General features: G+C 58.7%; 14 protein-coding genes and 1 tRNA gene. 7 read left to right on the plus strand and 8 right to left on the minus strand.

Annotation, left to right across the window (positions count from 1 at the left end; genetic code table 11):
* Positions 1-4: 4 nt before the first annotated feature.
* From lolB to ychF, 7 genes are all read left to right on the plus strand, one after another.
* On the plus strand, positions 5-622 hold the full coding sequence (lolB, locus tag AC515T_RS24245) for a lipoprotein insertase outer membrane protein LolB (protein ID WP_003205525.1): 618 nt from the start codon (positions 5-7) through the stop codon (positions 620-622).
* A 1-nt stretch (position 623) separates the two neighbouring features.
* On the plus strand, positions 624-1,475 hold the full coding sequence (gene ispE / locus AC515T_RS24250; RefSeq protein WP_496530317.1) for a 4-(cytidine 5'-diphospho)-2-C-methyl-D-erythritol kinase: 852 nt from the start codon (positions 624-626) through the stop codon (positions 1,473-1,475).
* Positions 1,476-1,512: 37 nt separating this feature from the next.
* Positions 1,513-1,587: transfer RNA gene (locus AC515T_RS24255), tRNA-Gln, on the plus strand.
* Between the two features lie 47 nt (positions 1,588-1,634).
* Positions 1,635-2,576 (plus strand): ribose-phosphate pyrophosphokinase, encoded by a 942-nt coding sequence (locus tag AC515T_RS24260; protein ID WP_003171603.1) that lies wholly within the window; start codon positions 1,635-1,637, stop codon positions 2,574-2,576.
* A 140-nt stretch (positions 2,577-2,716) separates the two neighbouring features.
* Positions 2,717-3,319, plus strand: coding sequence for a 50S ribosomal protein L25/general stress protein Ctc (locus AC515T_RS24265; RefSeq protein WP_496530318.1), 603 nt, complete (start codon positions 2,717-2,719; stop codon positions 3,317-3,319).
* Positions 3,320-3,485: 166 nt separating this feature from the next.
* Positions 3,486-4,070, plus strand: a complete 585-nt coding sequence (gene pth / locus AC515T_RS24270) for an aminoacyl-tRNA hydrolase (RefSeq protein ID WP_003185374.1) — start codon at positions 3,486-3,488, stop codon at positions 4,068-4,070.
* Positions 4,071-4,092: 22 nt separating this feature from the next.
* Positions 4,093-5,193 (plus strand): redox-regulated ATPase YchF, encoded by a 1,101-nt coding sequence (ychF, locus tag AC515T_RS24275; protein WP_496530319.1) that lies wholly within the window; start codon positions 4,093-4,095, stop codon positions 5,191-5,193.
* Between the two features lie 96 nt (positions 5,194-5,289).
* Here ychF and AC515T_RS24280 read toward each other — a convergent pair whose 3' ends face one another.
* The 8 genes from AC515T_RS24280 to AC515T_RS24315 form a co-directional block, all read right to left on the minus strand.
* Entirely contained in the window at positions 5,290-6,498 is a 1,209-nt protein-coding gene (locus AC515T_RS24280) for a hypothetical protein (protein WP_496530320.1), read from the minus strand.
* Positions 6,416-7,354 carry a hypothetical protein gene (locus AC515T_RS24285; protein WP_496530321.1) on the minus strand — a complete coding sequence of 313 codons (939 nt, stop codon included), beginning with the start codon at positions 7,352-7,354 and terminating at the stop codon, positions 6,416-6,418. Before AC515T_RS24285 ends, AC515T_RS24280 begins: the two co-directional genes overlap by 83 nt.
* Before the next feature lie 1,106 nt (positions 7,355-8,460).
* A complete protein-coding gene (locus tag AC515T_RS24290) occupies positions 8,461-8,832 on the minus strand; it encodes a c-type cytochrome (protein ID WP_496530322.1) in 372 nt (123 codons plus the stop codon).
* 78 nt (positions 8,833-8,910) lie between these two features.
* Positions 8,911-9,498 (minus strand): hypothetical protein, encoded by a 588-nt coding sequence (locus tag AC515T_RS24295; protein WP_496530323.1) that lies wholly within the window; start codon positions 9,496-9,498, stop codon positions 8,911-8,913.
* Positions 9,499-9,502: 4 nt separating this feature from the next.
* Positions 9,503-9,946, minus strand: coding sequence for a DUF3592 domain-containing protein (locus AC515T_RS24300; RefSeq protein ID WP_496530324.1), 444 nt, complete (start codon positions 9,944-9,946; stop codon positions 9,503-9,505).
* A 73-nt stretch (positions 9,947-10,019) separates the two neighbouring features.
* The gene (locus AC515T_RS24305; protein WP_496530325.1) at positions 10,020-11,057 is read right to left on the minus strand and encodes a sensor histidine kinase; all 1,038 of its coding nucleotides are present in this window, start codon (positions 11,055-11,057) and stop codon (positions 10,020-10,022) included.
* 9 nt (positions 11,058-11,066) lie between these two features.
* Positions 11,067-12,527, minus strand: a complete 1,461-nt coding sequence (locus AC515T_RS24310) for an ATPase domain-containing protein (protein ID WP_496530326.1) — start codon at positions 12,525-12,527, stop codon at positions 11,067-11,069.
* Positions 12,524-12,958: a hypothetical protein gene (locus AC515T_RS24315; protein ID WP_305468474.1), complete on the minus strand. Its 435-nt coding sequence runs from the start codon at positions 12,956-12,958 to the stop codon at positions 12,524-12,526. The genes AC515T_RS24310 and AC515T_RS24315 overlap by 4 nt, the downstream gene beginning before the upstream one ends.
* Positions 12,959-13,065 lie beyond the last annotated feature (107 nt).

The raw sequence follows: 13,065 nt of genomic DNA on the forward strand, positions 1-13,065 counted from the left end.
GATTATGTTTTTGCGCCATCTCATCGTTTTCAGCTTCATTGCCCTGCTCGCCGGTTGCGCGGGCTTCGGCGCCCGTGAATCCGTCCAGGGCCAGGGCAACCAGGCCCAGTGGCGCGAGCACAAGCAACAACTGAGCGGCCTCGACGGCTGGCAGATCGACGGCAAGATCGGCATCCGCGCCCCGAAAGACTCGGGCAGTGGCACGCTGTTCTGGCTGCAACGCCAGGACTACTACGATATTCGCCTGTCGGGCCCACTGGGTCGCGGTGCGGCCCGCCTGACCGGCCGGCCGGGCCAGGTTTCGCTGGAAGTCGCCAACCAGGGACGCTACGAGGCCCCGACCCCCGAAGCGCTGCTGGAAGAACAACTGGGCTGGAAACTGCCGGTCTCCCACCTGACCTGGTGGGTTCGCGGGCTGCCGGCGCCGGACAGTAAAAGCCGCCTGACCCTCGACGCCGACAGTCGCTTGTCCAACCTGGAACAGGACGACTGGCAGATCGAATACCTCAGCTATGCCCAGCAGAACGGCTACTGGCTGCCCGAACGCATCAAGTTGCACGGCAGCAACCTCGACGTCACGCTGGTGATCAAGCAGTGGCAGCCGCGCAAGCTGGGGCAATGACATGACCGCTCCACGCCTGACCCTGCCCTCCCCGGCCAAGCTCAACCTGATGCTGCACATCCTCGGCCGTCGTCCGGACGGCTACCACGAGCTGCAGACGATCTTCCAGTTCCTGGACTACGGCGACGACATCACCTTCGCCGTGCGCGACGACGGCGTGATTCGCCTGCATACCGAGTTCGAAGGCGTCCCCCACGACAGCAACCTGATCGTCAAGGCCGCGAAACAACTCCAGGCGCAATCCGGGTGTACGCTGGGCATCGATATCTGGATCGAAAAAATCCTGCCCATGGGCGGTGGTATCGGTGGCGGCAGCTCGAATGCGGCGACGACTTTGTTGGGCCTCAACCATTTGTGGCAGCTTGGCTGGGACATCGATCGCCTGGCGGCCCTGGGCCTGACGCTGGGCGCCGACGTGCCGGTTTTCGTGCGTGGCCACGCCGCTTTCGCCGAGGGCGTCGGGGAAAAACTCACCCCGGTGGACCCCGAGGAACCCTGGTACTTGGTGCTGGTGCCGCAAGTATCTGTAAGTACAGCAGAAATTTTTTCAGATCCACTGTTGACACGTAACTCTCCTCCCATTAAAGTGCGCCCCGTTCCCAAGGGAAACAGTCGAAATGACTGCTTACCGGTGGTAGCAAGGCGTTATCCAGATGTTCGTAACGCTTTGAATTTGTTAGGTAAATTTACCGAAGCAAAACTCACCGGAACTGGAAGTTGTGTGTTTGGGGGCTTCCCAAGCAAAGCTGAAGCTGATAAAGTCTCGGCCCTTCTGACAGAGACCCTTACAGGGTTTGTAGCAAAAGGAAGCAACGTTTCGATGTTGCATCGCAAGCTGCAAGACCTGCTCTAAAAGGAATCGAGTGCTGGGCACTCGCAGCAACAGATACAGGGGCGTCGCCAAGCGGTAAGGCAGCAGGTTTTGATCCTGCCATGCGTTGGTTCGAATCCAGCCGCCCCTGCCATTTTCCTATACTCATCCAGGTATACCCTCAGCCTTCAGGTACTGCGCGTGTCCAAGATGATGGTCTTTACGGGGAACGCTAACCCCGATCTGGCTCGGCGTGTCGTACGTCAGCTGCATATCCCTCTCGGTGACATTTCTGTCGGTAAGTTCTCCGACGGCGAAATTACTGCCGAGATCAATGAAAACGTTCGCGGTAAAGACGTCTTCATTATTCAGCCGACTTGTGCTCCGACCAACGATAACCTGATGGAACTCGTCGTGATGGCTGATGCCTTCCGCCGTTCCTCGGCTACTCGTATCACTGCTGTTATTCCTTACTTTGGTTATGCCCGTCAGGATCGCCGTCCGCGTTCCGCACGTGTGGCGATCAGCGCGAAAGTCGTGGCTGATATGCTCACCGTAGTCGGCATCGACCGTGTCCTCACGGTTGATCTGCATGCTGACCAGATTCAGGGCTTCTTCGATATTCCCGTGGATAACATCTACGGCTCCCCGGTCCTGGTGGATGATATTGAAGATCAGCGCTTCGAAAACCTGATGATCGTGTCCCCGGACATTGGCGGCGTCGTGCGTGCACGGGCTGTTGCCAAATCCCTGGGCGTGGATCTGGGGATCATCGACAAACGCCGTGAGAAAGCCAATCACTCCGAAGTGATGCATATCATCGGCGACGTCGAAGGGCGCACCTGTATCCTGGTCGATGACATGGTCGATACCGCCGGCACCCTGTGCCACGCGGCCAAGGCCCTGAAAGAGCATGGCGCTGCCAAGGTCTTTGCCTACTGCACACACCCTGTGCTGTCGGGTCGGGCGATCGAAAACATTGAAAATTCCGTGCTGGACGAGCTGGTGGTGACCAATACCATCCCGCTGTCCGCTGCAGCACAAGCCTGTGCGCGTATCCGTCAACTGGATATCGCCCCGGTGGTTGCCGAAGCGGTTCGCCGCATCAGCAATGAAGAATCGATCAGCGCGATGTTCCGCTAAGGGCCCTGCCCTTTCCAGGACCTCTCGTTGACGAAAAGCGCCCCGCCCCAACACTCATGTTGGGGCGGGGCTTTTTTGCCCATACCGCTTTGGCGTCGGTCGCAGACGTCATTCGGAAATGGCTATTTTGGAGATACAACATGAACGATTTTACTCTGAATGCTGAAGTGCGTTCCGACCTGGGGAAAGGTGCGAGCCGCCGCCTGCGTCGTCTCGCAAGCCTGGTTCCAGCTGTAGTCTACGGTGGCGACAAAGCCCCTGAGTCCATCAGCATGCTGGCCAAAGAAGTTGCCAAACTGCTCGAAAACGAAGCGGCCTACAGCCACATCATCGAGCTGAACGTTGGTGGCACCAAGCAAAACGTCGTGATCAAAGCCCTGCAGCGTCACCCGGCCAAAGGCCACGTGATGCACGCTGACTTCGTCCGCGTTGTTGCCGGTCAGAAGCTGACTGCTGTTGTTCCAGTGCACTTCGTCAACGAAGCTGCTCCGGTCAAGAAAGGCGGCGAAATCTCGCACGTGACTTCCGAACTGGAAGTGTCCTGCCTGCCGAAAGACCTGCCTGAATTCATCGAAGTCGACCTGGCTGACGCCGAAATCGGCACGATCATTCACCTGTCCGACCTCAAGGCCCCTAAAGGCGTTGAGTTTGTTGCTCTGGCACACGGCGATGACAAGGCTGTTGCCAACGTCCACGCTCCACGTGTTGCTCCAGAAGCCACTGAAGAAGGCGCTGCAGAGTAATTTCACTCTGTCGCCGGAGTGACCGGAAACATCGCGGACTGGAACGTAGCGAGACAGCGGGCGAGAACGCGAAGTTTACTTAACGGTAAATCCGCCATTTTCGTCCACTGTCGCAACACCGCCTGATTGCGACATCGTTATCCACACTCCAGGAAGGGCCCCTATCGTGACTGCCATTAAACTGATCGTTGGCCTGGGAAATCCAGGCGCTGAATACGAACAGACCCGGCATAACGCAGGGGCCCTTTTTGTTGAGCGCATCGCGCACGCACAAGGCGTCAGCCTGGCGGCCGATCGCAAGTATTTCGGCCTGACCGGGCGCTTCTCGCACCAGGGTCAGGATGTTCGCCTGTTGATTCCCACCACCTACATGAACCGCAGCGGCCAGGCCGTGGCGGCATTGGCCGGTTTCTTCCGCATCAAGCCTGAAGAAATCCTGGTGGCCCACGACGAACTCGACCTGCCTCCGGGCGTTGCCAAGCTCAAGCAGGGCGGCGGTCATGGCGGTCACAACGGGTTGCGCGACATCATCGCGCAACTGGGTAATCAGAATACCTTTCACCGCCTGCGGCTCGGCATCGGCCACCCGGGCGTTGCCAGTATGGTTTCTAACTTTGTCCTGGGTCGTGCGCCTCGCGCCGAACAGGAAAAACTCGATGCCAGCATCGACTTTGCCCTCGGCGTGCTGCCGGATATCCTCGCCGGTGAATGGAACCGCGCGATGAAAAACCTGCACAGCCAGAAGGCCTGACACTTATCCGAGGGGAAACACCATGGGATTCAATTGCGGCATCGTCGGCCTGCCTAACGTCGGCAAGTCCACCCTGTTCAACGCCCTGACCAAATCCGGTATCGCGGCCGAGAACTTCCCCTTCTGCACCATCGAGCCGAACAGCGGCATCGTGCCGATGCCCGATCCGCGGCTGGAAGCCTTGGCGGCCATCGTCAACCCCAAGCGCATCCTGCCGACCACCATGGAATTCGTCGACATCGCAGGCCTGGTGGCTGGCGCGTCGAAAGGCGAAGGCCTGGGTAACAAGTTCCTGGCCAACATCCGTGAAACCGATGCCATCGCCCACGTGGTGCGCTGCTTCGAAGACGAGAACGTGATTCACGTCTCCAACAGCGTCGACCCGAAACGCGACATCGAGATCATCGACCTGGAACTGATTTTCGCCGACCTCGACAGCTGCGAAAAACAACTGCAGAAAGTTGCCCGCAACGCCAAGGGCGGCGACAAGGACGCGGTCGTCCAGAAAGGCCTGCTGGAGCAGTTGATCGCCCACTTCACCGAAGGCAAGCCTGCGCGCAGCCTGATGAAGAGCATGAGCACCGACGAGAAGCTGGTGATCAAGGGCTTCCACCTGTTGACCACTAAACCGGTCATGTACATCGCCAACGTCGCCGAAGACGGTTTCGAGAACAACCCGCACCTGGACGTGGTCAAGGCCATTGCCGAAGAAGAAGGCGCCATGGTCGTTCCGGTCTGCAACAAGATCGAAGCGGAAATCGCCGAGCTGGACGACGGTGAAGAGAAAGACATGTTCCTCGAGGCCCTGGGCTTGGAAGAGCCTGGCCTGAACCGCGTGATCCGCGCCGGCTACGAGATGCTCCACCTGCAGACCTACTTCACCGCCGGTGTCGAAGAAGTCCGCGCCTGGACCGTCCGCGTGGGTGCCACCGCACCGCAAGCCGCCGGTGTGATCCACACTGACTTCGAAAAAGGCTTTATTCGTGCCGAAGTCATCGCCTATTCGGATTTCATTCAGTACAAGGGCGAAGCGGGCGCCAAGGAAGCGGGTAAATGGCGTCTGGAAGGCAAGGAATACATCGTCAAGGACGGTGATGTGATGCACTTCCGCTTCAACGTCTAACGTTTTTCTCGCATCAGGTCATTGGAGGCGATCAACGTCTTCATGACCCAATCGCGTGGCAGCGACTCGCTGCCACGCGACCTTCTGAAGCCGACATCAGGTCAGCAGATGCCCTGGATCAGCCTCGGGCGCTACCCCGATCAGCCCTATCTTGGCGTCGGGAGCAAAGATCATGTCATCTTCATCAAGGCTTTCTCGCCAGTCCCCAGCAAGCGCGACCTGGAACCAGTGACCTTGTGCGTCCGCTTCCACATCCCTCAGGTAAGTGCGATCCAGTTCGTTGTTGTAAACCATCTCCAGCGTAGTGCCCGTCCCCTCTCCAAAGCCGGTATAGCCCAGGGCCGATACATCGATCTTGTCGTCAACGGTGAAGCCTTCGATAAGATCGGCAAAGCTCTGGCTGTCCGTACGATAGCTGTCCTCGGTAGAGAGATAGCGGAACACGTCGTCGTTTTGGTGGTTATCTGTCCACAACGAGATGTCGGTTCTATCTCCGCCATTGAGACGGTCTGCGCCGGCGCCACCGATGATGACATCAGCGCCAGCACCGCCGTTGATACGGTCATTGCCATCCAGGCCATAGATGATTTCCGACAAGGCTGAACCGGTAATCGTATCTTTACCAGACGCCCCCTCGACAGTGGGTGCGGTGAACACCAGGTGGGTGCTGTCCAACTGCCCCACCAGGTTGCCGTCCAAGGCCAGTTCAAACCGTTGTCCGGAGGCATCCGCATCGTAGTTCTTGAGGTAGGTGCGAGTACCGTCTGCGCTCGCCATCACAGCCAAGGTGCCGCCATGGCCGTCGCCAATGCCGGTGAAACCCAGGCCAATCAGGTCGATGCGGTCCTGAGAGACGTCGAAGTCCATGACCCGGTCGCTGTGGTTTTGCGTGATCGTGCGGAAACTGTCGCCCAGTTCGGTGAAGCGGAAAATGTCAGCGCCAGCGCCGCCCTGCAGAAAGTCGCGTCCGCCGTTGCCTTGGAGCACATCATCACCCGCCAAGCCGTGAATGATTTCGGCGGCATCGCTCCCCAGCAGGATTTCTTCGCCGGCGTATCCGTCCACGTGGAGCTTGCCGTCCTGGCTGCCGAAGCCGGTATCCACACTGCCATCCGCGTTCAAACGGATGACGCTGAAATCCCCGTTGCTCGTGCCAGCGGCAAGGATCTTGCCGTCGCCTTGTACCGTCAAAGCCACAGGCGTGTCGGCCTCGAAGGTCACCCTACCATTGGAGCCAAAGCTCGCATCGAAGGATGCCATCGGCGTTAAGTCGCGCGACAGTAGCCAAAGTACCGCCTTCGCCATGGCCCATCACGATGATCTTGCCGTCAGCCTGCACGGTGACCACTGAGTCTTCGCCAAAACCCGTGGCAGCGCTCAAGGAGAGGACACCGTCATCACCGAAACGGGTATCCAGCTGACCGTCGGAATTGAAGCGCTGCAGGGTGTACGTCGGATCACCCACGCCGGAGGCATTGTACGCAGCCCCGACCACAACCCCTCCATCTGCCAGCACCGCAGTAGAAATCCCTCCGTTGTAGTAGGCGTCTTCGGGAATATTGACCGTCAGCACACCATTGTCGCCAAAGCCATCGACGACAGTGCCGTCATTGCCGATCCTGGTCACTGTGGCCTGGTCAAACCCACGGGCGCTGATCTGGAATGTGCCATCCGTACTCGCCGTCAGGTCGATGTCCTTGAAGTCGTGGCTGATGTCGACCGTAATAGCGCCATTTTGGCCAAAGCTGGCATCGCGTGTCCCATCGCTGTTGAAGCGCTCCACCTGTACGCCGGTGTTCAGCGCGACGGCGACAAGCACCTTGCCATCGGACTGCACCGCCGTCAGCTCGTAGCGCGACGCCGGTGCTATCGCAGCAGGTACGATGTCGATGCCACCTTCATGGAAGCTGGTGTCCAGGCTACCATCGGCGTTCAGCCGGACAACGGAGTGGTTCTGTTCGTAACCGTAGCTTTCCTCGCCTGGCGCGCCGGGGTATCCCCATGCCAGGTACTCGGTATAGCCTCCAACCAATATCTTGCCGTCTGGTTGGATAATGATGCTCTGGTTATCGTCGAACTGGCCGGTGAGGTCGACTTGGACAGTGCCCGGGCCAGTTCTCACGGTATGGGTACTTGCCATCGTGCTATCGCTGGTTGCCATGGGTTAATCCTTTAACGGGGGCTGGATCCGTCACTCTAGTAGAGCAGTAAGGATTTGCACGCTGCCCCGGCGTTGGCACGAGCAGAGTTCGACCGGTGGTTTGTTGAAGCCTAAGAAAAGGGGCTGTCCCCAATTCTCTAACGTCTAAGTTGCAGGTGGTGTTGTGGGTGATGGGGTGATGGGGTGATGGGGTGATGGGGTGTATATCCGTTATTTAGGTAACGGCTACTTAGGGTTTCGCCCTTACGGCGAGTCACTTTTGAAAAGCGCAAAAGTAACCAAAACGCTCTTGCCCCACCACTCGGCACCTCGCCTAGGCTCGGTGTGCCCTCACTCCGGCATTGCTCCGTGGGCCCGCCGCGAAGGGCCATCCATGGCCCAGCGCGGCTAACCCGGCATCCATGCCGGGTTGCCCACTCCACAATGCCTGCGTTCGGCCAGCGTGGTTAACGGGGCGCCCGAGATCAACGTCCACCGCGAGGCGGCCTGAGAGCCGACCTGATTCTGGGGGATCGCGTTTCTCCTGTGGGAGCGAGCCTGCTCGCGATGGCGGTATCACAGCCAATGGTGTTGTTGAATGTACTGGCCTCTTCGCGAGCAAGCTCGCTCCCACAGGGGGACGTGGCGCCATATGAATTTTATGCCTGCTGAAAATCCACTGTGGGAGCGAGCTTGCTCGCGATAGCGGTGGTTCAGTCACCTAGATGCCGGCCTGCGTCCCGCTCTTGCTCTTGCTCTTGCTTTGGCTCTTGATCTTGATCTGGACGCCCCGTTAAACCACGCTGGCCGAACGCAGGCATTGCGTAGTGGGCAACCCGGCATGGATGCCGGGTTAGCCGCGCTGGGCCATGGATGGCCCTTCGCGGCGGGCCCACGGAGCAATGCCGGAGTGAGGGCATGCCGAGCCTAAGCGAGGCACCAAGTGGTGGGGCAAAGCGTTTTTGGTTACTTTTGGCGCTCTTCCAAAAGTGACCCGCTGTAAGAGCGGAACCCTAAGTAGCCGTTACCTAAATAACGGATATACACACAAACCCAAAAACGTATCTAAGCCCTTCAAATAAGGCACTCACACGATCAACCACACGCAGAAAAAAAACCCATAAAAATCATCGGCTTCTTGAAATCACACCACTCATGTATTGATTCAAATCGCGAAAGTCCTTAACCCCCCAAGAAAACGGCGCTAACTTCACCCCATTCTCTTTCAACGTCCTGGGAATCAAGTCTCCATTGGGACGAAGTATTACCGATGACACAATAACCCCCGGATAAACCCTCAAGCGCTCCTTGAAAGCGGCAGTCGTAAGATCAGGCGCAGGAGGACTGCTTTTATGAGCCAATGGCCCTGTTCCCTTGAGGTCCACTCCATGGCACATGACACATCGCTGCAAATAAATACTTTTCCCATTGGCATTTTCCGCGAAGGACAGTGACGTTTGAATGAGCAACAGAATCCCTAGCGAAGCAATGACTAACATTCTCACTATTCATGCAGCCTTGTTGTATCGATCAGATCGGCGTTATTGGTGTGGGAACAAGCTCGTTCCCAAATCTCACTAGAACAGATAACCCATATAGATCGCCGCGCCACCACCGGCCTGCAAACCTGCGTTCACACCCGCCATCACCACCGCCCCCTTGGCCGAGCGCGCCAGTTGCCGATTGACCGTGGTCGACGCGATGAGCGAAGTTGCCGGGTTGGAACTCAGGGCCACCGACAACGCCAGCAACTTGGGATCGAGCCCGAACAGCAGGGCCGTGGCCGAGCCGCCGACCACCAGGCCCACGCCTACTTCGGTGTACATGCAAGGACCGGTGATGTCGTCGCTGGTCAGGTCGCGATTGACCAGGGCATCGCTGACAAACACCTTGCCGGTGCTGGGAAATGCCTCCGCCGCACCGGCCGCGGCCACACCCTTGCCCTTGATCTGGATATTGATCTTGCCGAAGCGCGGCAGCCGTGCACCAAACCCGACACCCACGCCGACACCACCATAGCGGTAGCTGACGTCTTCCCCCTGGGGCGAGCGCAGGATAATCGAGCCGCCGCTGCCCGCCACCATGACCACGGTCAGGCCTCCGCCGCTGGCGGTCTGGTACTGCCAGCGACTTTCATTGACCGGGAGTGGGATGTTGTAGCTCATACGTTCAAAGTCCTTTATATGAATGAACCGCACCGCGTCCGCGTTGACGCAAAGCTTTTAGCAGGCCGACAAGGGTGAACACCAGGCCTATAAACCCCAACACCCCGGAGGTGCCCCACAGTGCGGCCGGGGCATCGACAATCGCGCTGCCAGCCGGCTGCTCGGGCAGGTAATGCACCCGCACCGGTTGGTCCTTCTGATAACCGAAGATAAAGCCGCCCTGGGGGTAGGAAATTTTTTCACCGCTGACAGTGGTGAAGGCGATCTCAGGATGGGAACCACCGGCATTCAAGTGGCTGACGATGCCATCGGCGGTCTGTGCCCGGGCGAGGAAGTCGCGCCGGTCGAGGGTGAGATTGACGGCAATGCCCAACAAGCCAATGCCAATCAGGGCAAACAGCAGGCCCAGCAGAATCGTCCCGATGCGTGACGGGGTGTCGTTAGCCATGGCGTGTCTCAGTATTCATCCATGAAAGAAGAAGATCAGGGTATCAAGAAACCCTCGCGATATCCTATCCCCCTTACGTGGCTTGACTCACCAACGGCAACCTCACCACGAACTCGCTACCCTGCCCATCCCCCGCACTCTTGCCGATTACCGTGCCGCCGTGGCTTTCGACCAACTCGCGCACCACCGTCAGACCAATGCCCAGGCCAACGCCGTTGAAACCGACGGCGTGAACGTCCTGCACGAATGGCTCGAAGATGAACGGCAGCGCCTTGGGCGAGATCCCTATGCCGCTATCGCGGATGCTGATCTCCACCCTATCGACCTCGACGGTGGCCCAAAGCCTGATCGTACCGCCGGCAGGTGTGTACTTGGCGGCATTGCCCAACAAGTTGCCGAAAATCTGCGCGAGCCGCACCGGGTCGCCGTTCATCGACAAGGCACACGCGGGTAATTCGGCACTGAAGTGCAAGTCGCCAGAGAGCATGACCGGTCGACAGTTGTCGATGGACTCATGAATGATCTGAACGATATCGACAATCTGGCAATCGAGGCGAAACTTGCCGGTCTTGACCCGCGAGACGTCGAGCAGGTCTTCGACCAACCGAGACATGTGCCGCACCTGGCCTTCGATCAGTTTCTGCATGCGCGGCAGTTCCTCACTGGGCGCCCGTGCCAGTCGGCCGGCAATCATACTGATGGGGTTCAGTGGATTGCGCAGTTCATGGGCCACCAGGGCGAGGACACTACGCTGGCGCTCCAGTGCGCGCTCGGCCGAGGCCTTCAGGTGTTGCGCGCTGAGGGCGGCGATGACCAATAGCTCATTGGCTTCGCGCATATCCTGATACAACTGTTGTTGTTCTAGCGCCTGCGTGTTTTTTGGCTTTTCAGCCTTGGACTGAGCCGACAGGATCGCCAGGACCAATTGCTGGTTGGCCTCGATCAACTGCTCGATATGTTGCTTATCGGCGAGTTGGGTGTTGGCGTCGCGCAGCTCCTTATGCAACGCCGCCAGCACCGCCCGCGCCTCGACGGTTTTCTGGCCAAGCAGGAACAGCTCGCGAGCGGCCGAAGCCTTCGCTTGCTCATTCTTGCCATTGGCCTTATCCATGGTCGCGACTCATCCGGCGCCGTTGCCGGAAAGCTGCAGGGTCGGCCGACCGCCGAGCAACCCCTCCCGATCCGGCAACATTTCGCCGATCTGCAAGCCGTTGTCGTCGATGCGATAAAGGCGTAGCTCGTCGGAGTGAGCACTGGCCCGCACCTTGACCACCGCCATGATGCGCAATAAACGGCTCTGCACTTCAATGTAGCGCTGAACGATAATGGCGTCGGTGAGAAAAGCCGTGCCGTAAGGGCTGAAACGCAGGTCGGTGTAGCGGTCTTCCAGCTCCGACGTCAGCAATACGCTGACACCGGCGCTGGTCAACGCAGTCACCATGCGCGACAGCGATTCGCGAAAATCCTCACGAAAGGTCGGCGCCAGCGCCAGTTCGAAGCCCGACAACGAATCAATGACCACGCGAGTCGCTTTCAGGCGGGCGATCTCGCCCAGCAGTAAGTGCACGATTTCGTCGATGGACAGGTCCGCCGCCCGGCTATCCACCAACGCGACTTTTCCACGTTGAATCAAGTCGGCAAGCGTGGCGTTCTGGGAATGATTGGGACGTTGTTCAAACACCGCGATCACGCCGGTTTCACCGTTGCGCGCGCCTTCGGCGAGAAAGGACGCCGCCAATATGCTTTTGCCCGAACCGGACGGCCCTGCCACTAACAAGGAATACCCGCGCGGCAGACCACCGCCGAGCATTTCATCAAGCTGCGGCACGCCCATTGCCAAGCGCTTGATGGGGAACTCCAGCGGCGCTTCGCCCGGGTGAAAGGGGGCGGGGGCAAACACCTTGATTCCCGAAGAGGCAATACGGAAGGTGTGCAGGCCTGGCAGCGTTGGCTGGCCGCGCATCTTCATGATCTCCATCTTGCGCACCATGGAGTTGCGCTGAACGCTCTGGCGCAGCCAGATCAGTCCATCGGCCACGGTGAAAATCGGGTTGGTATCGGTTTCGGTGAAATACTCGCCGATCAGGAAAGTCGTGGCCTGCCAGGTGGTCATCAACATGCCCAGTTGCTGGACGAACTGCGGCAGGTTGTTATTGGGGTTGTCCTGGGTCTGGCTGGCCAGCACCACCGAACGGAACGAATCAACGAACACCAGCGCCGGGGAGTGAGCCTCCACCTCGCTGACAATGCGCCGCAGCACTTCGTCCAGATCCCCGGCCAGGGTGTCGTCAGCCAGATTGACGTAGCGGATCGATTGATTGATCGCTTCGCTGTCGAAGAAATCGAACTGCTGCTGATAACGCAGCATCTTCAGCGGCGGCTCGCCCAGCACGGTAAAAAACAGCGCGGGACGCTCCGGAGTCGCCAGGGCAAACATCATCTGGTGCGCGAGGGTAGTTTTGCCGCAACCGGGGGGACCGGCGATCAGGTTGAACGAAAACTCCGGCAATCCTCCGCCCAAGACCTCGTCCAGCCCTGGCACGCCGGTAGCCAAGCGGTTGATAGTCACTTTGGTGTTCATGGCGAATTTTCCTGCGAAGGGGTGTCGCTCAAGGAAGGCTCCCACACGTCACGAAGCAACCGTGCGGTGAGCGAGGGCCCGATCAGCGTGGTCAGCAACTCGTAGAAGACAGTCAGCATCGCTTCACCGAAAAACAGCGCATCGGCTTCGCTTTGCTCAACAAGTACCGATTTAAGAGCAGTCAGAACCAGGCCTGGCTGCACCCTGTCGCAGGTGCTGGTCAGGCGCGGATGAGTAGACCCACACAAGTGCAGGCTGCGGCGATACAGTGCGGCGACCCCTTGCTGACCAATGACGGGCGTAAGGGTCGCCTCTATATCCTGCAAAATTGAAATGATCGCGTGAGCGATCCTTGCAGTGTCAGCGTTGGGGCCAACGCGGTGCGTCAGAGAAGCTACGATCTGACGGCTCTCTTCGCTTAGCGTGGACATAGCTAACTGATATCCGATGGGCAAGCCTTGATACTACACCCTCACAGCCGTTATCGAGTCACCATTGCATGAAGCAATGCAATTGCACGTATTAAAAACCGGATCGA

This window comes from Pseudomonas sp. FSO-7, assembly GCF_059579345.1.